This window comes from Pseudonocardia sp. ICBG601 (assembly GCF_020496245.1).
Genome location: NZ_JAHLJA010000101.1, coordinates 1 through 21,054 on the forward strand (window position 1 = coordinate 1; position 21,054 = coordinate 21,054).

Here is a 21,054-nt window from a genome sequence, read left to right on the forward strand (position 1 = left end):
CACACCAACGCCGACGTCGCCGACCCCGGTGTCTCCGACGCGCTCGCCGCCGCCCTAGGCCTGACTGTGTCCGGCCCGCTGGAACCGGTCCCCGGCCCGGCCCTGGACAAGATCGTCACCTTCGTGCCGGTCGGCCCGGCGATCGCCGCCGTGCACGCCGCGCTGTCCGACGCCGGAGCCGGCGCGATCGGCAACTACTCCCACTGCTCGTTCGCCACCGCCGGGACCGGCCAGTTTCCTGCCCCTCGACGGCGCCGCCCCGGCCATCGGGTCGGTCGGCGCCTGGAGCGCGTCGCGGAGACCCGGCTGGAGATGGTGCTGCCCCGGTCGCGCCGCCGCGACGTCGTCGCCGCGCTGCGGGCCGCGCACCCCTACGAGGAACCGGCCTTCGACCTGCTGGAGATGGCGCCGCTGCCGTCGTCGCTGGGGCTGGGCCGGATCGGCGAGCTCGACGACGCCGAGCCGTTCACGGCGTTCACCCGCCGGGTCGCCGCGGCGCTGCCCGCCACCGCCTGGGGGGTGCGCGGCGCCGGGGACCCGGACCGTCCGATCCGCCGGGTCGCCGTCTGCGGCGGCGCCGGGGACTCGGCACTGGACTCCGTGGCCCGGGCCGGCGTCGACGCGTTCGTCACCGCCGACCTGCGCCACCACCCCGCCTCCGAGCACGCGCTCGCCGGGACCGGCCCCGGCGGCCCGACCCCCGCGTTGGTCGACGTCGCGCACTGGGCCTCGGAGTGGCCGTGGTGCGGGCAGGCGGCCGGGGTCGTGGCCGAGGCCCTCGCAGGTAGCGTCTCGGTCGCGGTCTCGCAGGCCCGTACCGACCCCTGGACCACCGCCGCCCCGAGCAGCGGGTCCGACACGACAGCAGGACAACCGGAGGCGAGTGCATGAAGGCCGATCCCACCGCGCAGGCGAAGCTGGTGACGCTGGCCGAGGTGGACGCCGAGATCGGCCGGCTCACCCACCGGCGCTCGACGCTGCCCGAGCTCGCGCAGCTGGACGAGGCCGAGCAGCGCGTCCGGGCGGCGCGCGACGCCGTGGTCCGCGCCGAGACCCGTGCCGGTGACCTCGACCGCGACATCGCCCGGCTCGAACGCGACATCGACGGCGTGCGGGCCCGCACCGAGCGCGACCACACCCTGCTCGCCGGCTCGGGCATCTCCGCCAAGCAGGCCACCGAGCTGCAGCACGAGCTCGACACCCTCGCCCGCCGCCAGGGCATCCTGGAGGACGAGCAGCTCGGGATCATGGAGGAGCGCGAGGCGGTCGGCATCGAGCTCGACCACGCCCGTGGCGAGCTGGCCGAGGCCGAGACCGCTGTCGGCGAGGTGACCGCGAAGCGCGAGTCCGCCGAGGGCGACATCGACGCCACCCGCGCCGGGCGCGACCGTGCCCGCACCGAGCTCGTCGCCGCGCTGCCCGCGGACCTGCTCGCCGACTACGAGCGCATCCGCGCCGGCGGCCGGGTCGCGGCCGGGCAGCTGCGCGAGTCCCGCTGCGGCGCCTGCCGGCTCGAGCTGGACCGGACCTTCCTCAGCCAGGTCCGCACGGCGCCCGCCGACGAGGTCGTCCACTGCGAGGAGTGCGGAGCGATCCTGGTGCGTGGCCGGTGAAGCTGGTCGTCGAGGCGGACGGCGGCTCCCGCGGCAACCCCGGGCCCGCCGGCTACGGCGCGGTCGTGCTCGACGCCGGAGCCCGCCAGGTGCTCGGTGAGGTCTACGACGGCCTCGGGATCACCACCAACAATGTCGCCGAGTACCGCGGCCTGATCGCCGGGCTGAGCGCCGCCCGTGACCTGGGGGCCACCGAGGTCGAGGCCCGGATGGACTCCAAGCTCGTCGTCGAGCAGATGAGCGGGCGCTGGAAGATCAAGCACCCGCCGCTGCAGGAGCTCGCCGACACCGCGCGCGAGCTGGCCGCGGGCTTCGACGCGGTGACCTTCGTGTGGATCCCGCGCAAGGACAACGCCCGCGCCGACGCGCTCGCCAACCGCGCGATGGACGGCGAGTCCAGCCCGACTCTGGACCCGTCCGCCGCGGCAGGGCCCGCACCGAAGCCACCCGCCGGGACGACCGCGTCGACGGACTCGGCGGCAGCGGCGGCCTGGACCGGGCAGACCGGGTCCCCGGTGCGGCTGATCCTGCTGCGTCACGGCCAGACCGAGCTGTCGATCGAGCGCCGCTATTCCGGCCACGGGGATCCCGAGCTGACCGAGCTGGGGCAGCAGCAGGCCGCCGCCGCGGCCCTCGCGATCGCGAAGCGGCTCTCGCGGCAGGGCGTCGAGCCGGCGGCGGTGCTGTCCTCACCGCTGCGCCGGGCCCGCCAGACCGCCGCGGCCGTCGCCGAGTCGACCGGGACCGAGCTGGAGGTCCGCGAGGGGCTGATCGAGACCGACTTCGGCGGCTGGGAGGGCCTCACCTTCACCGAGGCCCGCGAGCGCGACCCCGAACTGCACGGCCGCTGGCTGGGCTCCGCCGACGTCGAACCGCCGGGCGGGGAGAGCTTCCGCGCCGTGGGGGAGCGGGTCGAGGCCGAGCGGGCCCGGATCGTGGAGGAGTTCGCCGGGCGGACGGTGATCCTGGTCAGCCACGTCACGCCGATCAAGATGCTGCTGCGCACCGCGCTCGGCGCCGGCGACGAGGTGCTCTACCGCATGCACCTCGACCTGGCGTGTCTCAACATCGCCGACTTCTACCCCGACGGGGGCGCCTCGGTGCGTCTGGTCAACGAGACGTCCTACCTGGACGGCCTCCGGTAGCCAGCGGCCCGTCGGCGGCGCGCCACCACCTGCTGGATCGATACCGTCCTGACCCGTTCGGGCGGTGTCGACTCCGGACAGTTGTCCCCTTTCCTCGCCTGAGCGATGCTTCGCGTGCACCGTACGGGGCGGTCAACCTACGGAGCGTGAACGACGGTCTCGGTGGCGGCGGGGAACAGAGAGACGGTGAGGACAGCGATGTCGCAGATCCACGAGCACGACTACGGCTACGACCTGGCACACGAGATGAAGGTGATCGCCCGGCTGCCCCAGCAGCGGCGCGGCAGCTCGCGCCCGATGGGCGTCCCGGCCCGCGAGATGGACCCGGACACCGACCTCGGCCACGACATGGCCCACGAGTTCTGATCCCTGTCCACCGTCCGCGACGGCCCCGCCCTCTCCGGGCGGGGCCGTCGTGCGCTCGGGGCTACTGCGGCACGACCGCGAGCGCGGCCCACAGCGCGGTCGTCGCGGCGAGCAGGCCCAGCGGGACGGTGAGCGCTCCCAGCCGCAGGAACGTCCCGAGCGGCGGCGGGTCGCCGTAGCCGGTGGCGATGCGCCGCCACAGCAGCGTCGCGAGCGACCCGGCGTAGGTGAGGTTCGGCCCGATGTTGACGCCCAGCAGCATCGCGAGCACCAGCCCGGGGTGCGCGGCCGGGCCGAGCGCGGAGAGCAGCACCAGCGTCGCGGGCAGGTTGTTCACCAGGTTCGCCAGTACCGCCGCGACGGCCGCGGTGACCAGCAGCCCGGTCAGGTCCGGGGTGGCGGGCAGCAGTGAACCGATCCAGCCGGACAGCCCCTGCGCGCTGAGCCCGGCGACGACCACCCCCAGGGCCAGCACGAACAGGCAGAACCCGGGGGAGGCGGCCGCGACCAGGCGCAGCGGCCCGGTCTCGCGCCGCACCAGTGCCCGGACCGCCAGCACCGCGGCACCGGCCGCGGCGACCCAGCCCGGCGCGACGCCCAGCGGTGAGGCCACCGCGAACCCGGCCAGGGTCAGCCCGAGCACCACCAGCGCGACGACCGGCGCGGCCGGCACGGGTACCGTGGGGTCGGCGGGGGCCGGCACCGGCGATGCGGCCAGGTCCCGTCGGAACACCCATCGCAGCACCAGGTACTCCACGGCGATCACCGTCACCCACGGCCCGGCCATCAGACCGGCGAAGGTCAGGAACCCCACCCCCGACGCCGAGAACGCGAGCAGGTTCGTCAGGTTCGACACCGGCAGCAGCCCCGACGCCGAGTTCGACAGGTGTGCGCAGGCGAACGAGTGCGGCCGCGACGCCACCCCCAGCCGGGCCGCCGTCGCGAGCACCACCGGGGTCAGCAGCACGACCGTCGCGTCCAGGCTCAGCACCGCCGTCGTCCCGGCCGCCGCGACGAACACCGCGGCCAGCAGCCGTCGCGGGGACCCGGCCGCCGCCGTCGCCAGCCGCGCGCCCAGCCAGCGGAACACGCCCTCGGCGTCGGCGAGGTGCCCGAGCAGCAGGATCGCGGCGAGGAACCCGACGGTCGGGGCGAGCTCGCCGATCTCGGCCCACGCCCCGGCCGGGGTCACCAGCCCGGCGACGACGGCGACCAGCGCCGCCGGGACCGCCACCACGGCCTCGGGGAGCCCGAACGGGCGCAGCGTCGCGGCGGCCAGGACGGCGGCCAGCAGCGCGACCGCCAGCAGGAGGTCGATCACCACCGGACGGTATCCCGGTGCAACGTCGCGGTGCTCCCCGGCGGCCGACCGTTCGGGTCCGTAGCCTGGAACCCATGACCGCAGCCACCGAGATCGCGTTCGAGAACACCTTCGTCCGCGCCCTGGAGGGGCTCTTCGTCCCCTGGCAGGCCGCCCCGACGCCGGACGCGCGGCTGGTGCTGCTCAACGAGTCCCTGGCCCGTGAGCTGGGCCTGGACCCGGCGCAGCTGCGCACCCCCGAGGGGGTCGCGCTGCTCACCGGCACGACCGTGCCCGACTCGGCGACGACCGTCGCGCAGGCCTATGCCGGCCACCAGTTCGGCAACTACTCGCCCCGGCTCGGCGACGGCAGGGCACTGCTCGTCGGTGAGCTCGTCACCCCGGACGGTACCCGCCGCGACCTGCACCTGAAGGGATCGGGGCGGACCCCGTTCGCCCGCGGCGGCGACGGGAAGGCCCCGCTCGGGCCGATGCTGCGCGAGTACGTGATCTCCGAGGCGATGCACGCGCTCGGGGTTCCGTCGACGCGCTCGCTCGCCGTCGTCGCGACCGGTGAGCCCGTGCTGCGCGACCGCGGCCCGGAGCCGGGTGCGGTGCTCGCCCGCACCGCGGCCAGCCACCTGCGGGTGGGGACGTTCCAGTTCGCGGCAGCGAGCAGCGCAGGCGGATCGCGCGGCGACACCGCGACCGGCGAGGTCGACCTGCTGCGCCGGCTCACCGAGTACGCCATCGCCCGGCACCACCCGCAGGCGTCCACTCCGCTGGAGTTCTACCGCGCGGTGATCGCCGCCCAGGCCGAGCTGATCGCGCGCTGGATGCAGATCGGGTTCGTGCACGGCGTCATGAACACCGACAACATGACGATCTCCGGGGAGACCATCGACTACGGCCCGTGCGCGTTCCTCGACGCCCACGACCCGTCGACCTGGTACTCCTCGATCGATTCCGGCGGCCGCTACGCCTACGGCAACCAGCCCGGCATCGCGCAGTGGAACCTCGCCCGCTTCGGGGAGTCGCTGCTGGGCCTGTTCGCCGACTCCCAGGAGGAGGCGGTCCGCCTGGCGACCGAGGAGCTGGCGGGCTTCGCCGACGCCTACCGCGCCGCCCACGACCGCGGCTACCTGGCCAAGATCGGCGTCGGGACCCCGGAGCTGCTCGCCGACCTGTTCGCGGTGATCGAGGACCAGAAGCCCGACCACACCCTGTTCTTCCGACGGCTGTCCGAGGCCGCCCGCGGTGACGCGGGGCCGGTCCGCGACCTGCTGTCCGACTCGGCCGCGCTGGACCCGTGGCTGGAGTCCTGGCGGGCCGCCGGCCCGGACGCCGACGCGATGGACCGGGTCAACCCGGTCTACGTGCCGCGCAACCACCTCGTCGAGGAGGCGCTGGACGCCGCCGTCGAGGGGGACCTGGAACCGGTGCAGTGGCTGCTGCAGGTCCTCGCGGACCCGTTCACCGATCGCGAGGGCTACGAGCGCTACGCCCTGCCGGCCGGGCCGGACGCCCCGCCGTTCAGGACGTTCTGCGGGACGTGAGCAGCGAGCACTCCGCCACCGAGACCAGCCGGTCCCGGTAGCGCGCGACCGGCCAGCCGCGTAGCACGACCAGTCGGCGCACCGCTGTCCGAGGGCCCCAGCCGCGCCGAACTGGCGGAGGTCGTGCGGGCAGCCGTGGCGGCATGAGTATCCTCGTCGTTGCGGACGAGTCGGTCGGGCGGCCGCGGCGGGACCTCCGGGTCCTGCCGAGGAAAGTCCGGACTCCACAGGGCAGGGTGGTTGTCAACGGCAACCCGGGGCAACCCGCGGGACAGTGCCACAGAGAACAGACCGCCACCGGCCTCAGGGCCGGGGGTAAGGGTGAAACGGTGGTGTAAGAGACCACCAGCACCCCGGGTGACCGGGGTGGCTCGGTAAACCCCACCCGGAGCAAGGTCGAGAGGCCGTACGTGTACGGCTGCGCAGGCGTTCGAGGGCTGCCCGCCCGAGCCTGCGGGTGGACCGCTGGAGCCTGCCGGCGACGGCAGGCCGAGATGGATGGTCGCCGAACGGAGCACCGTGAGGTGCCCGGGAACAGGATCCGGCTTACAGACCGACTCGTCCGCCCCGTTCTCCCCGACATGCGCCGGGGGAGCGGGGTTCGTGCGCTGAGCAGCGGAGATGCTCTCGCGACCTCTCGTCGTCTCTCGGCGACGTGCCACAGCCCGGCGATGGGTCCGGGACATGATCATGCGCGGCGCGCCGTGCGGAGGTCACCGGCCCTGCCGCACCTCCCTGATATCCGAGCGGTGCCGGGTCCGGGCGGAGCCTGATGTGTGCGCTTCCTCGGGGGTGGCGCCGTGGGCCGTCTGCTCGCTAGCGTCCGGCTCCGTGAGCGACTGGGAGATTGCACAGGTCAACATCGCGCTACCGGTGGTTCCGCTGTCCGAGCCCGAACTCGGGTGGTTCGTCGAGGCCCTCGCCCCGGTGAACGCTGTGGTCGACAACGCGCCCGGATTCCTGTGGCGCATGCAGACCGAGGACGGCGACGCCACTGCGGTCCGGGCGTTCGGGGACGACCGGCTCATCGTCAACATGTCCGTGTGGGCCTCGGTCGAGGCGTTGGCCGACTTCGTGTACCGCGACCCGGCCCATGTCGCGGTGCTCCGCCGAAAGCGGGAGAGTTTCGTGCGCCTCGGCGAGATGCATCAGGCGCTGTGGTGGGTCCCGGCCGGGCATCGGCCTTCGGTGGACGAGGCAGAGGAGCGGCTCGCCCATCTCCGGGCTCACGGACCGACGCCTCGGGCGTTCACGTTCCGTGTCCAGTTCCCGATCCCCGGTACCGAGACCGACTCGATCTCCGGACACGACGATTGGTACTGCCGCGCTTGAGACATGAGGCCTCCCGTCGTCGGTGACGCGGGTCGGCCTGGCCGGTCCCGGGCGGGGGCACACAGGGGGCACAAGGCCTGCTTGCTGGTTCGGTGGCTCGGCGAGACAGTGCAGAGATGCTCGTGGACGAGGTGCCCGCCTGGGTCGGGCCGTGGTGCCGGGAGAATCTCGGCAGCGAGCCGGTCGAGGTGCTGTTCGCTGTGGCGCAGATGTCCGTGGTGCTGGGGCTGTGCCTCGACGACGGGGCTGAGGTGGTCCTGAAGGCCAGGGAGGACGACAGCCGTGCGGAGGCATGTGTGCTGGCACAGGCGCAGCTCGCCGAGCGCGGGTTCCCGTGCCCGAGGCCGTTGACCGCGGCGATCAGTTCCGGCGGGATGGTCCTCCATGCCGAGGAGTTCAGGCCCGGTGGGGAGGTCTCGGGTGGTGACACTCCCGAGGTCGCGTCGCGCTATGGGGGAGTCTTCGGCTGGCTGCTCGCCGAGTTGCAGAACGTGCGGGTGGCGCCGCCGTTGCCGAATCCGCGCTGGGTCCGCTGGGACCACGCCGGCCGCGGTGTCTGGCCGAGCATCGGGTTCCTGGACCAGCGGGACCAGAGTGTGGTGCCGCAGTTCGTCGAGGACATCGCGCAGCGAGTGCGGGCCAGGCTGCGCGGGGCGGACGCGCCCTGCGTCCTGGGGCATTCCGATTTCGAGGCGCAGAACCTGCGCTGGCACGGACCGACGCTGTGGGCGCTACACGACTGGGACAGTCTTGCCTGGCAGCCGGAAGCTGCGCTCGTCGGTGCTGCGAGCGGGGCGTTCCCCCGCTCGCCCGGTGAACCACCGACGCTGGCGAGCCTCACCAGCTCCGAGGCGTTCCTGAACGCTTATCAGAACGTGCGCGGTCGACCCTTCACGCCCGACGAGCTGGAACTCGCGTGGGCAGCAAGTCTGTGGCCGGCTGCTCACAACGCCCGCTGGGACGCTCTGCACGGGGAACCGGAGTCACCGTCGACCACGGCTCTGATCGAGCAGGCGGCAGATCGGTTGGCCCGCGCCGGAGTGCGACCGGTCGGAGGCATTCGCGCGCGCTAGCCCGGCGATGATGCGGGTGGTGGCTCCGGATCCACGAACCCTCGGACGGACTGCGAGGCGCGGACGGCGGGGTCGGGGAAGTGCACAGATCCCTGTCGACGGGCCGACTACCTCCCTCGGAGATACGCGGTGATCATCGCGGTCAGCTCGTTCTCCAGCCGTCGCGCGGGGATCCGGTCCGGCGCCGCCGACAGCGCGTGGACCATGATCTCCAGGGTGGTCGTGACGATCTGCGCGGCGGCCTCCGTGTCCTCGACGCCCGCGTCGGGATGACGGACCAGGAGGTCCCGGAACCTGCGCATCCGGCCGCGCTGGTACGCCTCGATCTTCGTCATGACGGCGCCGGCGCGTGGCGCTTCCTCCATGAACAGCCGCAGCAGTCGTGGGTCGTCGCGGTGGTTCGCGATCGCCGTGCGCACCATCGCCCGCACGAGCTCCTCCAACGGCTGATCGCCTGCGTCCTCACCGGTCGTCAGCGGCGCGGCACCCTGGTCCAGGTGCCGGGTCAGGAGCTCGGCCAGGATCGCGTCCTTGTTCGGGAAGTACTGGTACAGCGAGCCGATCGAGCACCGGGCCTCCTCGGCGATCCGGTTCGTGGTGCCTGCGGCGTAGCCGTACGTGGTGAAAACGTGAGCAGCCGCGGTGAGGATCCGCTCGCGGGTGAGTTCTGCCCGGACCTGACGCGGCCGCCGACGTGCGGCGATCCGGCGCTGTTGCGGGGTCATGTCCCTCCCGGGTGCGCGGGCCGAAAGCGAGTAGCCCAGAAAGTGAGCTCCTACTTAGAATATGGCTTCTACCTGCGACGATACAACCAAGGGAAGGCTCACCATGCTCCAGGTGCTCAGCACGCTCGACCCGCGAACCGCCGCCGTCCTCGAACGGCTGTACGCCGAGTCCGACAGCCGGCCCGAGCCTGTCCCGCCGAAGGACCTCGCGGAGTACCCGCGTCCCGGCGAGCTCACCGAGGAGCAGGTCCGCGCGTTCGACGACGAGTTCCTGACCCTGGAGAAGGAGCAGGCGGCGTACTGCTACACCCAGGCCCGCGCCACGGGCGCGCGCACGATCGTCGAGTTCGGGACGTCGTTCGGGATCTCGACGATCTGGCTGGCCGCCGCGGTCCGGGACAACGGCGGCGGAACGGTGATCAGCGCCGAGCGGGTGCCGCGCAAGGCGGAGCGGGCCCGCGCCCACATCGCCGAGGCGGGTCTGGAGCAGTACGTCGAGATCCGGGTCGGCGACGCCCGCGAGACCCTGCGCGCCCTCGACGGCCCGGTCGACATGTTTCTCAACGACGGCTTCCCGGACGTCGCACTCGAGGTCCACCGCCTGGTGACCCCGGCACTGAGGCCGGGCGCCCTGGTCATCACCGACAACGTCGGGCTGATGCCGGACCTCTACGCCGACTACCTCGCCTGGATCCGCGACCCAGCGCACGGGTTCGTCTCGGTCCGCATCCCGTTCCACGGCGGCACCGAGTTCTCCGTGCTGACCGAGGCGGTGCCCGCGTGAAACGACTCATCGACACCCTGCTCCGGACGGCGACCGTCGAGCACGTCGAGCCCCTCGCGGGCCGCTTCCGGGCGATCACCCTCACCGGCGCCGGGATTCGCGACCTCGAGGTGAAGCCCGGTCAGCAGATCCGTGTGCAGGCCGGGGCGGCCAACCCGGTCGTCGACCTGCTGGTCGGCGCGCTGCGGACCTACTCGATCTGGGAGTACGACGGAACCCGCATGGAGCTGCGGATCTTCGATCACGGCGAGGGGCCGGGCGCGCAGTGGGCACGGCGGGTCCGTCCGGGCGAGGAGGTCAGCGTGTTCGGGCCGGAGGGCTCGTTCGTCACCCGGCCCAGCGCCTACCACCTCTTCGCCGGGGACGAGACCGCCGCGGTCGCGTTCGGCGCGATGATCCGCGGTCTGGGCGACGGCGCCCCGGTGCACGTGGCGATCGAGGTCGACACCGAGCAGGAGCGGCTGCCGATACCCGGCGAGGTCACCTGGATCCACCGCAACGGCCGATCGGCCGTCAAGTCCGCCGATCTCGTCGTGGCCGTGGCGAAGCTGGACCTGCCGGAGACACCGGGGACGGCGTACCTGGCGGGCGAGGCCGGGACCATTCAGATGGTGCGCGAGCACCTGGTCCGCGACCGGGGCTGGCACCGGCGCAACGTCGTGACCAAGCCGTTCTGGGCGCCGGGGAGGACCGGAATGGACTGACTCCCGCGGTCGGGGCGGGTCAGCTCGTCGCCGGGCCGGGGCGCAGTGGCCGGCCGCCCACCGGTTTCCCGGCCTCCTCCGCCGCCGAGGACCGGACCTGACCGCATCGGGCGGCAGGGTCGTCCTCGACCGCTCCCGAACACCCCGGAGGACGCCATGTACGCACCCGCCCGCCACGACGAGACCACCGGACTCCTCCACTACATCGACCAGCAGCTCACGGCGATCCGTTCGGCCCTGTACGGCCTCACCGAGGAGCAGGCCCGTGCGACCCCGTGCCGCAGCGCGCTGTCGATCGGCGGCCTGGTCAAGCACGCCGCCTACTGCATGCGCGGCGCGGTGCAGCGGCTGACCACCGAGGTCACCACCCAGCCCCTCGACGCGGCCGCGGTCGCCGAGTTCACCGCCGGCTTCGCGATCGGCGACCACGAGACGGTCGCCGGCACCCTGGCCCAGTTCGACGACGCACGGACCGAGCTGCTCGTCGTCGTCTCGCGGACCGACCCGGCGGCGGAGTCCACGGCACCGCCCACCCCGTGGAACGGGATCCACGACGCGCGCCCGATCCACACCCGCTACTACCTCGTCCACCTGGTCGAGGAGTTCGCCCGGCACGCGGGCCACGCCGACATCATCCGCGAGCAGATCGACGGTGCCGCCGTCCCGGCGCTGGAGCTCACCCTCGCCGGGCCCCCGCGAACGACTGTCTTCACCCCGTACGAGGCCGCGCCGGGCACCGTGCTGGCCTGAGCGGTGCCAGGATCGTCGCCATGCGGATCGCGGGGGAGATCGTGCACTGGCGGGGTCCGGCGCCGTACCACTTCGTCCGGCTGCCGGACGATGCCGCGGCGGTCGTCGCCGACGTCGCGCGGGACGTCACCTACGGCTGGGGCATGGTCCCCGTCGACGCCGTGCTGGGCGCGACCCGGTTCAGCACCTCGCTCTTCCCGCGCGACGGCGGGTTCCTCCTGCCCGTGAAGGATGCCGTACGCCGGGCCGAGGAGGTCGAGGTCGGCGACGTCGTGCAGGTCGAGCTGGAGATCCGTACCCGTCGGTGACGGTATCCCCGCGCCGGTCCGGTCGTTGACCAGCACGGACCCGCTCGAGGAGGACGGATGCGTCGACGACGACGGAACGGAGCGGTCGCGGCCGCCCTGGCGGTGGCGGCCCTGGTCGGGCTCGCTTCACTGCAGCCCGCACTGGCGATCGGCCCGTTCGGCCCCTCGGGGCGGGTGACCGTCACCCCGACGGCCTCCAACCAGTTCGCCGGGACCCTCGACGAGGGCTCCGGCAGCCGCGAGTACACCGCCCGCCACGGTGCCCCGCCCGACGGCGGCACCGGCGCGCTCGAGCTGCGCACCCCGGGCGACGGCGACAAGCGTCAGTACGCCACCGACGAGGTCGCCGGGCCGTTGTCCCGGTTCACCGACGCCAGCTACTGGGCGTACCGCGACCCGGCGTCCTCGAGCGGGCAGATGCCGTCGTTCGCGATCGCCGTCGACGTCAACGGGAGCACCCTGGAAGCCCGTGACCTGTACGTCCTCACCTACCTGCCCGACCGGGCGCCCGCCGGCACCTGGACCCGTTACGACGTCGGCGCCGGCACCTTCTGTCTGACCCACCAGATCGGCCGGGTGGACGCCTACCGGCAGTGCCGCGACGGCGGCGAGCAGCGCACCCTGAAACAGATCATGGCCGAGTACCCGCAGATGACCGCCTACGCCGCCGGGTTCAACCAGGGCGGGGGCGACGGCGGCCTGGTCGGCGCGGTCGACCTGATGCAGGTCGGCGGCCGGGTCTACGACTTCGAACCCGCCTGAGCCGGGCGGGTCTCAGCTCACACAGAACTCGTTGCCCTCGGGGTCGGTGAGCGTGGTGGTCACCGGGCCCCGGTCGCTCGTCGTCCACAGCACCCGCGCCCCGAGCGCGACCAGGCGCTCCACCTCCGCGGGCGCCTCGGTCGGCCCGACCTGCAGGTCCAGGTGCACCCGGTTCTTGGCCGACTTCGACTCGGGGACACGCTGCACGAACAGCCGCGGGCCCGGGCCGCGGGCGGTGGCGACGTCCCGGAACCCGCGGCGGTCGCCGTCGGCCAGCACGTCGGCCTCGCCGAGGTGGCCGGCGGCCAGCAGGCCGTCGACGACCGTCGTGTGGTCCTCCACCTCGTAACCGAGGGCAGCCGCCCAGAACCGCACGAGGGCGTGCGGGTCCGCGGCGTCGAACGCGATCTGCAGGGTCGGGGTCATGGCGACGATCCTGGCCCACGACGCGGACAGCCCCTGTCCGCCTGAGGAGACCCACTGGGTACGGCACTGCCATAGGCTCGACGGGTGCAGTACGACTTCACCGACCTGCGACTGTTCCTGCACGTCGTCGCCGAGGGCTCCATCACCGGTGGCGCCGCGCGGGCCAACCTGAGCCTGCCGTCGGCGAGCGCGCGGGTCCGGGCCCTGGAGCGGCACGCCGGGGTCGAGCTGCTGGTCCGGGAGCGGCGCGGTGTGCGCACCACCCCGGCCGGGCGGGCACTGGCCCGCCACGCCCGCGACGTCCTCGACCGGGCGGCGCGCCTCGACGGCGCGATCGCCTCCTACTCCCGGCCGGCGAGCGCGCCCCTCTCGCTGCTCGCCGGGGAGCTCCGCGATGCACGAACCTCGTGCCGCGGGCGGTGGACGGCGTTCCTGCTGGCCCGGCCGCCACTCCGACGTCGACGTCACCCTGCGGCGCAGCGTCGAGACTGCCCGCACACTCGCCGACGGTGGAGCGGACCTGGGGATCGTGCTCGACCAGGTGGCCGCCGGGCAGGGACTGCGCGCGGAGCCGCTGTGCGACGACTCGCTGGTCGTCGTCGGCACCGGGCGCGGTGTGCTCGACGGGCGGGACACGATCGCGTTCGCCGAGGCGGCCGAGCACCCCATGGTGGGGCTGGCCGCGTCGGCACCGCTGCAGCTCTCGCTCGACGCGCAGGCGGCCGAGGCCGGACTCGCGCCGCGGTACCGCACCCGCGCCGCGGACCTGGGCACGGTGGTCGCGCTGGCCGAGGCGGGGGCCGGACTCGCCGTCGTGCCCCGTCGCGCGGCCGCCGTCCCGTCCCGCGCCGGCCGCCTGCAGGTGGTCGCGTTGGAGGAGTCGTGGGCCCGGCGCGGGCTGTCGCTGTGCTGGGGCGCGGCCCTGGAGCCGAGCTCTCCCGGGTGGCCCGCCGTGCAGGCGCTCGCCGACCACATCCGTTCTGTCTCTGTCACTGCCGAAGGCTGAGAGCGGAACTTCCGCATTGTCCGGTGGACCGGACGGGTCGACCCTCGACCCATGAACCTCTGCGACGAGCCCGACGGTGTCGAGCGGGCCCTGGCCTGGCTCCGGCGGGTCGTCGTGCCCGTCGCGGCCGGGCTGCTCCTGCTGCTGGCGATCGCGGCCGGTGACGCCGCCGAGACCGCCGCCGCCGAGGCGACCGGAACCACGCGGGTGGGCGCGACCGTGCTCGGGACGACCGCGGGGCCCGGGCCGGTCGTGGTCGGCTGGACCGACGACCGCGGCGTGGTGCGGACCGCCACGGTGACCGTCGGCGGGCGGGTCGACCCCGGCCGGACGGTCGGGTTGTGGCTCGGCCCGGACGGTGCCCCGGCCGCTCCGACCCGCCCGACCGAGGTCCGGACGGCCGGCATCCTGCGGTCGGCGACGGTGCTGGCCGTCGGTGGGTTCCTGCTGGTCGCGCTGTACACGGCCGCCGGCGTCCTGGGCCGGGCCCGGGCGTCGGGACGGGTGGACCGTGAGTGGCGTGCGGTCGAGGCGCGCTGGCGGGAGCTGCCCAGCGGGTGAACGGAACTGTCGGGGGTCCGGTGCAGCATGCGTCCCGAACCCGCCCCCGAGCGCCGGAGGACCCGTGGACCAGCCCGCCACCACCGACCCCGTCATGGACCCGGTCATGGACGCCGTCGTCGTCGCCGTCGAGGCGGGCCGTGCCGGGGACCGGACCGGCGCACGTGCCCGGTTCGACGCCCTGTGGGAGCAGGTGGGTGCCGACGGCGACCCGTTTCCACCGGTGCACGCTGGCCCACTACGCCGCCGACGTGCAGGACGACCCGCACACCGAACTGGTGTGGGACGAGCGCGCCCTGGCCGCCGCCGACGAGCTGACCGACGAGCGGGTGCAGCGCCACCACGCGTCGCTGAGCGTCGGTGGGTTCCTGCCCTCGCTGCACCTCAACCTCGCCGACGTGCACCGCCGCCTCGGCGACGACGAGCGGGCGCGCCACCACCTGACCCGTGCCCGGGACCGGGTGGGGGCGCTGCCCGACGACGGCTACGGCGCGATGATCCGCGCCGGGATCGACCGCTGCGGTGAACGCCTCGACCTCGGTGACCGCTCGTGACCCGCGCGCACTCAGACGACCGCGCCGTCGCCCGCGCGGCGCCGTGCCCGGTCGGCCTTCGACGGGTGGCGCCGTCCCGCCTTGCCGACGGCTGCTTCGCTCCGGACGTCCGCGGCGCGGGCCCCGGCCAGCGCCGCTGCAACAGGATCGACACCGGCCCGGCGACGACGATCGTCGACACCGTCCCGACCACGATGCCCACGATCAGCGCCAGCGCGAAGTCGCCGAGGGTCGCCCCGCCGAGGAAGAGCAGCACGGTCAGGATCGTCAGCGTCGAGATGCCGGTGTTCACCGTCCGCGGCAGGGTCGAGAGCACTGCCGACCCCACGAACGTGTGGAACGGGAGCGTCGCGTTGCGTGCCCAGTGCTCGCGGACGCGGTCGAACACGACGACGGTGTCGTTGACCGAGTAGCCGATGACGGTGAGCAGCGCCGCGAGGAACACCCCGTCGGCGGTGCGGCCGGTCCAGGCGAACACCCCGACCACCACGAGGACGTTGGTCAGCAGCGCCGCGACCGCGCCGGCGCCGAGCGTCCAGCGGAACCGGAACGCCAGATACAGGAACTGCGCGGCGAGCGCGACACCCAGCGCGATGATCCCGCCGCGGGCCAGTTCGGCACCGAGGCTGGGCCGATGAGCTCGTCGCGGAGCAGCTCGGCGCCGCCGCCCGCCGCGCCGACGGCCTCGCGCAGCTGCCCGACCTGGGCGTCGGTGAGCTCGCCGGAGCGCAGGGCCACCGCGCCGTCGCCGGTCTCGGTGACGGTGAGCCCGCCGATCCCGGTGGCGTCCACGGCGCCGCGGACCTGCTCCACGCTCACCGGGTTCGACGTCGTGAACTCGACCAGTCGGCCGCCGGTGAACTCGACACCGAGCTCCAGGCCGCGTACGAACAGCCCGGACACCATCACCACCACGACGACCCCGGCGACGGCGAGGTAGCGGGCCGGGCGCCGCAGGAACCCGGGGTCGCTCGCCTCCAGCCTGCGCCGGACGGGGCCGATCTCGGTGATGCCGGTGATCCGCGGCCTGCGCTTCACCGCGGGGATCCGCAGGACGGCGAGGGTGAGCAGCCGGGACAGCACCAGCGCCGAGAACAGCGACACGACCACACCGATGACCAGCGTGACACCGAACCCGCGGACCGGCCCCGACGCGAGTCCGAACAGCAGCACGGCGGCGAGCAGCGAGGTCACCGCGACGTCGCCGACCGCGGACAGCGAGTTGGCGTAGCCCATCTCCGAGGCGCGTTCCAGGCGTGGCTTCGCCGCGTACTCCTCGCGGGAGCGTTCGGCGATCAGCACGTTCGCGTCGACGGCCATGCCGACCGCGAGCACGAAGGCGGCCAGGCCGGGCAGCGTGAGCGTCGCGCCGAGCCCGGTCTGCACCGCGTAGGCGACGAGCGCGTACCCGCCGAGCGCGACGACGGCGACGAACCCGACGAGCCGGTACACCACGATGAGGAAGGCCCCGGCCAGCGCGGAGCCGATGATCGCGGCCCAGGCGCTCGCGGAGATCGCGTCGGCGCCCAGGGTCGGGCCGACGGTCCGCTGCTCGATGATCTCCACCGGCAGCGGGAGGGCGCCGCCCTCGATCAGCACGGCCAGCTCGGAGGCCTGCTCGGGGGAGAAGTTGCCGGTGATCTGGGTCTGCCCGCCGAGCATGCCGACGTTGCACGGGATGTCCTCGACGACCTGCGGGGAGGAGATGACCTGCTGGTCGAGCACGATCGCGACCCGACGCTGCGGGTCGCCGGACGGCGCGCAGGCGGCCTGGCCGGTGAGGGCCTGCCAGCGGGCGGGGCCGTCACCGTCGAAGGAGATGTTGACGATGTGCCCGACGCCCTGCGGGTTGGGCGAGGACATCGCCGAGCCGACCATGTCGCCGGTCAGGGCCGGCGGGCCGAGCTGCAGCGGTTGGCCCTGCTCGTCGACGCCGGTCCCCCGGCGGCGGGGTCACCGACCCCCAGCACCGGGTGCATCGTCAGCTGCGCGGTGCGCCCGAGCGTCTCCGCGGCCTCCGCGGGGTCGGTCAGCCCGGGGAGCTCGACGATGATCCGGTTCTCCCCGGACCGGGCCAGGCTCGGCTCGGCCACACCGAGCCCGTCGATGCGCCCGCGCAGCACCTCCAGCACGCGGTCGGTGGCCTCACCGTCGGCGGCGACCTCGGGGGTGTCGCGGGTCTCCAGGACGATCTGGGTGCCGCCGCGCAGGTCCAGGCCCAGCGTGGGGGCGGTGGTGAGCGCGACGACGGAGGACAGGGCGAGCACGGCGAGCGCGATGAGCGCCCGCCAGAGCACGGGGCGTGGCTTCACAGGGATCCTCGGCGGCGGGCACCCCGGTCAGGACCGGGGCACGGCGGGGGTGCGGGGGAGTCGCGGGCGGCGGCGACCGGTGGGGTCGTCCGGTCAGGCCCGCGGGGTCCCCGCGACCCGATGTCCGCGCCGGTCCCGGGCTCCGGGGCGGCGGCCGTCGTGCGGTCGTCGACGCGGCCGGGCGCCTCGTGCGGGAGCCCGGCGGCGTCGAGGACCAGCAGGTCCAGGGCCGGGCCGGGGTGGCCGGTCGCGTCGGGTGCGACCGGACCGTCGTGGGCGGAGCGCCCCAGCAGCGCGGGCCGGGGCGCCTCGGCGGGAGCGACGTCCTGCCCGACCGAGGCCGCCGCCGTGGCCGGGACGGCCTCGGCGGTCAGCGACCCGGCGACCGGGGCGAGCGCGGCCACCAGCGACAGCAGCAGCACCGCGACGAGGCGGCGGGCCGGGCTGCGGGTCGTGCGCACGAGGGTGATCCGTCCGGTTCGGGGGTTTCCGCCCGCGACGGTACCGGTCACCGCGCCGCCGACGACGGAGCAGGGGTCGGACTGGGGGGCGCGCGACCGTCCCGGTTCGGCACAATCATGGCCGCACCACCCCGTGAAGACCCGAGAGGACGACTGACGTGAGCACGGATCCGTCGACCAGCCAGAACACCGACTCCGCGGAGACCGGCGGCGGGACGACCGGCGGCGAGACGATCGAGTTCCAGGCCGAGGCCCGGCAGCTGCTGCGGTTGATGATCCACTCGATCTACTCGAACAAGGACGTCTTCCTGCGCGAGCTGATCTCCAACGCCTCCGACGCGCTGGACAAGCTCCGTCTCGCCGCCTACCAGGACAAGGACCTGGGCGCCGACACCGACGACCTGCACGTCGATCTCGTGCCGGACGCCGAGGCGCGCACCCTCACCGTGCGCGACAACGGCATCGGCATGACCCGCGACGAGGTCGTCGACCTGATCGGCACGATCGCGCGGTCGGGCACCGCGGAGCTCCTCGCGAAGCTCCGGGAGGCGGGTGACGACGCCCGCCAGGAGCTGATCGGCCAGTTCGGCGTCGGCTTCTACTCCTCGTTCATGGTGGCCGACCGGGTCGAGCTCGTGACCCGCAAGGCCGGCACGTCCGAGGGCGTGCGCTGGAGCTCCGACGGCGAGGGCACCTACACGATCGAGCCGGTCGCCGACGCCCCGCAGGGCACCGCGGTCACCCTGCACCTCAAGGCGTCCGACGCCGAGGACCAGCTGCACGACTACGCCGACCCCTCGGTCCTGCGGCGCATCGTGAAGACCTACTCCGACTTCATCACCTGGCCGGTCCGCATGCCTGCCGGAACCGGCACGGCGGAGGACACCGACGACGCCGCGCCCGAGACGCTGAACTCGATGAAGGCGCTGTGGGCCCGCCCGCAGAAGGACGTGACCGAGGAGGAGTACGCCGAGTTCTACCGGCACGTCAGCCACGACTGGCAGGAGCCGCTGGAGACGATCCGGCTCGCCGCCGAGGGCACCTTCGAGTACCAGGCGCTGCTGTTCCTGCCGAAGGTCGCACCGATGGACCTCTACATGCGCGACGCCCGCCGTGGGGTGCAGCTCTACGTCCGGCGGGTGTTCATCATGGACGACTGCGAGGCGCTCGTCCCCGAGTACCTGCGGTTCGTCAAGGGCGTCGTCGACGCCGCGGACCTCTCGCTGAACGTGTCGCGGGAGATCCTGCAGCAGGACCGCCAGATCTCGGCGATCCGCAGGCGCCTGGTGAAGAAGGTGCTGTCGGTCCTCGGGTCGATGCGCGACAACGAGCCGGAGAAGTTCGCGATCTTCTGGGAGCAGTGCGGCCGGGCGCTCAAGGAGGGCCTGCTGTCCGACGCCGACAACCGCGACACCATCCTCGGGGTGTCGGTGTTCGAGAGCACCCACGACGCGGAGAAGCCGACCTCGCTCGCCGCCTACAAGGAGCGGATGCGCGAGGGTCAGGACGCGATCTACTACATGACCGGGGACTCGCGGACCGCGATCGAGGCCTCCCCGCACATGGAGGCGTTCCGGGACAAGGGCTACGAGGTCCTGCTGCTGACCGACCCGGTCGACGAGGTGTGGGTCGACGCCGTCGACGGCTTCGACGGCACCCCGCTGCGCTCGATCGCCAAGGGCCAGGTCGACCTGCAGACCGACGAGGAGAAGGAGGAGGCGGCGGCCAAGCAGACCGAGTTCGCCGACCTCTGCACCTGGATGGCCGAGGTCCTGACCGAGGACGTCAAGGAGGTGCGGCTCTCCACCCGGCTCACCACCTCCCCGGCCGTCCTCGTCGGCGACGAGTTCGACATGACCCCGACCCTGGAGAAGATGTACCGGGCGATGGGGCAGGAGCCGCCGAAGGTGAAGCGGATCCTCGAGCTCAACCCGTCGCACCCGCTGGTCACCGGGCTGCGGGACGCGCGCGCGGCCGGCAAGGACGAGAGCGGCACCGTCGAGCTGCTGCACGGCATGGCGCTGCTGGCCGAGGGCGGCGAGCTCGCCGACCCGTCCCGGTTCGTGGGGCTGCTCGCGGAGCGGCTGCAGCACACCCTCTGACGCCGGGCGGCGCGGGGACCGGCCCGTGACGAGAGCCGCACATCTGAAGAGCTAATCAGGTGTCGTGGCTATGCTGTCGCGGTGATCGGGAACCCGCGCCGCTGGGCGCCGCTGCTCGCCGGGCTGCTGCTCCTCGCGGGGTGCGGCGCGGGTGACCCGGCTACGGCGCCCGGCGACCTCGGCGACCACGGCGCCGCACCTGCCACGGCGTCGGTGGTGAACTGCGGCGTCGACGTCCCGGTGCAGCGCCCGGAGCGGGTCGTCGCGATGTTCCAGAACGGCATCGAGGCCGTCCTCGCGCTCGGGGCGGGGGACCGGCTCGTCGGAGCGGCCTACCTGGACAACCCGCTGCCGGCGCAGCTCGACGGTGACTTCCGCCCGCAGAGCTACTGGCCCGAGGAGTACCCGTCGCGCGAGGAGGTGCTGCGGGTCGATCCGGACCTCGTCGTCTCCGGCTTCACCGGCGCGTTCACCCGGGAGGGCCTCGGCACCCGCGCCGAGCTCGGCGCCACCGGCACGGAGACCTTCCTGTTCAGCGCCTACTGCCCCACCGCCGACGGCGGCGGTCAGCAGAGCATCGGCGCCAACGACGTGTCCTTCGCCGGCGTCGAGCGCGACCTCACCGACCTCGGTCGGCTGCTCGGCGCCGAGGACCGGGCCGCGCAGGTCGTCGCCGGCATGCGCAGCACCCTCGGCGACGTGGCGGGCCGGCTCGCCGGGGTCGCCGACCGTCCGCGGGTGGCGATGCTGAACTCCCCGGCAGCTCCGGTGAGCTGCGGGTCTTCGGCACCGGCGACGTCGCGACGACGATCATCGAGGCCGCGGGCGGGCGGCAGGCGTTCGACACCATCGCCGGCCGGCAGCGCACCGTGTCGCTGGAGGGCATCGTCGCGGCCCGCCCGGACGTGATCGTGATCCCGGCCTGCTGCGGGCGCGATGTCGGACCGGAGGGCGCGGAGCCGCTGGCCGAGCGTCTGCGGAACGACCCGGCCCTGGCCACGGTCCCCGCGGTCCGCGACGGCAAGGTGTTCACCACGACCTTCGCCGAGGTCAGCCCCGGCATCCGCAACGCCGACGCGGTCGCGACGCTCGCCCGCCGGCTGCACCCGGACCGGTTCGGCGGCTGAACCCCGGCGCCGTCGCGCGCGGTCCGGTCGGGCGCCGGGCGGCGTCGCGCGGTCCGTTTCGACGGCCGGTTCCCGGCCCGGCGCGGG

General features: G+C 73.7%; 24 protein-coding genes, 1 other RNA gene and 2 pseudogenes. 20 read left to right on the forward strand and 7 right to left on the reverse strand.

Annotation, left to right across the window (positions count from 1 at the left end):
• From KPL57_RS25680 to KPL57_RS25695, 4 genes are all read left to right on the forward strand, one after another.
• A partial coding sequence (locus KPL57_RS25680; RefSeq protein WP_226353485.1) for a Nif3-like dinuclear metal center hexameric protein occupies positions 1-891 on the forward strand: 891 nt, incomplete at its 5' end.
• Positions 888-1,613: a zinc ribbon domain-containing protein gene (locus KPL57_RS25685; protein ID WP_020622577.1), complete on the forward strand. Its 726-nt coding sequence runs from the start codon at positions 888-890 to the stop codon at positions 1,611-1,613. The genes KPL57_RS25680 and KPL57_RS25685, both read left to right, overlap by 4 nt.
• A gap of 2 nt (positions 1,614-1,615) precedes the next feature.
• Entirely contained in the window at positions 1,616-2,758 is a 1,143-nt protein-coding gene (locus KPL57_RS25690; protein ID WP_226353502.1) for a bifunctional RNase H/acid phosphatase, read from the forward strand.
• Positions 2,759-2,956: 198 nt separating this feature from the next.
• Positions 2,957-3,124 (forward strand): hypothetical protein, encoded by a 168-nt coding sequence (locus KPL57_RS25695; protein ID WP_020622575.1) that lies wholly within the window; start codon positions 2,957-2,959, stop codon positions 3,122-3,124.
• Positions 3,125-3,185: 61 nt separating this feature from the next.
• Here the strand turns inward: KPL57_RS25695 and KPL57_RS25700 are convergent, their stop codons facing one another.
• Entirely contained in the window at positions 3,186-4,442 is a 1,257-nt protein-coding gene (locus KPL57_RS25700; RefSeq protein ID WP_226353503.1) for an SLC13 family permease, read from the reverse strand.
• Positions 4,443-4,519: 77 nt separating this feature from the next.
• On the opposite strand from KPL57_RS25700, the gene KPL57_RS25705 reads away from it, so the two are divergent.
• The 4 genes from KPL57_RS25705 (at position 4,520) to KPL57_RS25720 (ending at position 8,385) form a co-directional block, all read left to right on the forward strand.
• Positions 4,520-5,980 (forward strand): YdiU family protein, encoded by a 1,461-nt coding sequence (locus KPL57_RS25705; RefSeq protein WP_226353486.1) that lies wholly within the window; start codon positions 4,520-4,522, stop codon positions 5,978-5,980.
• 166 nt (positions 5,981-6,146) lie between these two features.
• Positions 6,147-6,545: RNase P RNA component class A (gene rnpB / locus KPL57_RS25710), an RNA gene on the forward strand.
• A 266-nt stretch (positions 6,546-6,811) separates the two neighbouring features.
• The gene (locus tag KPL57_RS25715; RefSeq protein WP_226353487.1) at positions 6,812-7,312 is read left to right on the forward strand and encodes a DUF3291 domain-containing protein; all 501 of its coding nucleotides are present in this window, start codon (positions 6,812-6,814) and stop codon (positions 7,310-7,312) included.
• Between the two features lie 116 nt (positions 7,313-7,428).
• On the forward strand, positions 7,429-8,385 hold the full coding sequence (locus KPL57_RS25720) for a phosphotransferase enzyme family protein (protein WP_226353488.1): 957 nt from the start codon (positions 7,429-7,431) through the stop codon (positions 8,383-8,385).
• Positions 8,386-8,492: 107 nt separating this feature from the next.
• On the opposite strand, the gene KPL57_RS25725 is transcribed toward KPL57_RS25720, so the two are convergent.
• Positions 8,493-9,110 (reverse strand): TetR/AcrR family transcriptional regulator, encoded by a 618-nt coding sequence (locus KPL57_RS25725; RefSeq protein WP_226353489.1) that lies wholly within the window; start codon positions 9,108-9,110, stop codon positions 8,493-8,495.
• A 112-nt stretch (positions 9,111-9,222) separates the two neighbouring features.
• Here KPL57_RS25725 and KPL57_RS25730 point away from each other — a divergent pair, with 112 nt between their 5' ends.
• The 5 genes from KPL57_RS25730 to KPL57_RS25750 all read left to right on the forward strand — a co-directional run bounded on the left by KPL57_RS25730 (position 9,223) and on the right by KPL57_RS25750 (position 12,418).
• Positions 9,223-9,894 (forward strand): class I SAM-dependent methyltransferase, encoded by a 672-nt coding sequence (locus tag KPL57_RS25730; RefSeq protein WP_226353490.1) that lies wholly within the window; start codon positions 9,223-9,225, stop codon positions 9,892-9,894.
• Positions 9,891-10,598 carry a siderophore-interacting protein gene (locus KPL57_RS25735; RefSeq protein WP_226353491.1) on the forward strand — a complete coding sequence of 236 codons (708 nt, stop codon included), beginning with the start codon at positions 9,891-9,893 and terminating at the stop codon, positions 10,596-10,598. Before KPL57_RS25730 ends, KPL57_RS25735 begins: the two co-directional genes overlap by 4 nt.
• Positions 10,599-10,754: 156 nt before the next feature.
• On the forward strand, positions 10,755-11,348 hold the full coding sequence (locus KPL57_RS25740; RefSeq protein ID WP_226353492.1) for a DinB family protein: 594 nt from the start codon (positions 10,755-10,757) through the stop codon (positions 11,346-11,348).
• Between the two features lie 20 nt (positions 11,349-11,368).
• Entirely contained in the window at positions 11,369-11,656 is a 288-nt protein-coding gene (locus KPL57_RS25745) for a DUF1905 domain-containing protein (protein ID WP_020623722.1), read from the forward strand.
• Positions 11,657-11,713: 57 nt separating this feature from the next.
• A complete protein-coding gene (locus tag KPL57_RS25750) occupies positions 11,714-12,418 on the forward strand; it encodes a hypothetical protein (RefSeq protein WP_226353493.1) in 705 nt (234 codons plus the stop codon).
• Between the two features lie 12 nt (positions 12,419-12,430).
• Here KPL57_RS25750 and KPL57_RS25755 read toward each other — a convergent pair whose 3' ends face one another.
• The gene (locus KPL57_RS25755) at positions 12,431-12,844 is read right to left on the reverse strand and encodes a VOC family protein (RefSeq protein WP_226353494.1); all 414 of its coding nucleotides are present in this window, start codon (positions 12,842-12,844) and stop codon (positions 12,431-12,433) included.
• 84 nt (positions 12,845-12,928) lie between these two features.
• Here KPL57_RS25755 and KPL57_RS72705 point away from each other — a divergent pair.
• From KPL57_RS72705 to KPL57_RS70220, 4 genes and pseudogenes are all read left to right on the forward strand, one after another.
• Positions 12,929-13,060 (forward strand): annotated as a pseudogene (locus KPL57_RS72705) (LysR family transcriptional regulator); the annotation flags it as partial.
• A gap of 178 nt (positions 13,061-13,238) precedes the next feature.
• Positions 13,239-13,850: a LysR substrate-binding domain-containing protein gene (locus KPL57_RS25765; protein ID WP_226353495.1), complete on the forward strand. Its 612-nt coding sequence runs from the start codon at positions 13,239-13,241 to the stop codon at positions 13,848-13,850.
• 51 nt (positions 13,851-13,901) lie between these two features.
• Complete coding sequence (locus tag KPL57_RS25770; protein ID WP_226353496.1) at positions 13,902-14,411, forward strand: hypothetical protein; 510 nt, start codon at positions 13,902-13,904, stop codon at positions 14,409-14,411.
• A gap of 197 nt (positions 14,412-14,608) precedes the next feature.
• A complete protein-coding gene (locus KPL57_RS70220) occupies positions 14,609-14,965 on the forward strand; it encodes a hypothetical protein (RefSeq protein ID WP_226353497.1) in 357 nt (118 codons plus the stop codon).
• 193 nt (positions 14,966-15,158) lie between these two features.
• On the opposite strand, the pseudogene secF reads toward KPL57_RS70220, so the two are convergent.
• The 4 genes and pseudogenes from secF to KPL57_RS25795 all read right to left on the reverse strand — a co-directional run.
• Positions 15,159-15,578: pseudogene (gene secF, locus KPL57_RS70225) on the reverse strand (protein translocase subunit SecF); the annotation flags it as partial.
• A complete protein-coding gene (locus KPL57_RS25785) occupies positions 15,467-16,843 on the reverse strand; it encodes a SecD/SecF family protein translocase subunit (RefSeq protein ID WP_374203786.1) in 1,377 nt (458 codons plus the stop codon). The gene KPL57_RS25785 and the pseudogene secF, both read right to left, overlap by 112 nt.
• An 8-nt stretch (positions 16,844-16,851) precedes the next feature.
• A complete protein-coding gene (locus KPL57_RS25790) occupies positions 16,852-17,277 on the reverse strand; it encodes a hypothetical protein (protein ID WP_226353498.1) in 426 nt (141 codons plus the stop codon).
• Positions 17,274-17,738 (reverse strand): hypothetical protein, encoded by a 465-nt coding sequence (locus KPL57_RS25795; protein ID WP_226353499.1) that lies wholly within the window; start codon positions 17,736-17,738, stop codon positions 17,274-17,276. The genes KPL57_RS25790 and KPL57_RS25795 overlap by 4 nt, the downstream gene beginning before the upstream one ends.
• A 233-nt stretch (positions 17,739-17,971) precedes the next feature.
• Here KPL57_RS25795 and htpG point away from each other — a divergent pair, with 233 nt between their 5' ends.
• The 3 genes from htpG (at position 17,972) to KPL57_RS25810 (ending at position 20,967) form a co-directional block, all read left to right on the forward strand.
• Entirely contained in the window at positions 17,972-19,840 is a 1,869-nt protein-coding gene (gene htpG / locus KPL57_RS25800) for a molecular chaperone HtpG (RefSeq protein ID WP_308187817.1), read from the forward strand.
• 81 nt (positions 19,841-19,921) lie between these two features.
• Positions 19,922-20,749, forward strand: a complete 828-nt coding sequence (locus KPL57_RS70230) for an ABC transporter substrate-binding protein (RefSeq protein ID WP_226353501.1) — start codon at positions 19,922-19,924, stop codon at positions 20,747-20,749.
• Positions 20,653-20,967: an ABC transporter substrate-binding protein gene (locus KPL57_RS25810; protein ID WP_308253005.1), complete on the forward strand. Its 315-nt coding sequence runs from the start codon at positions 20,653-20,655 to the stop codon at positions 20,965-20,967. Before KPL57_RS70230 ends, KPL57_RS25810 begins: the two co-directional genes overlap by 97 nt.
• Positions 20,968-21,054: the final 87 nt, after the last annotated feature.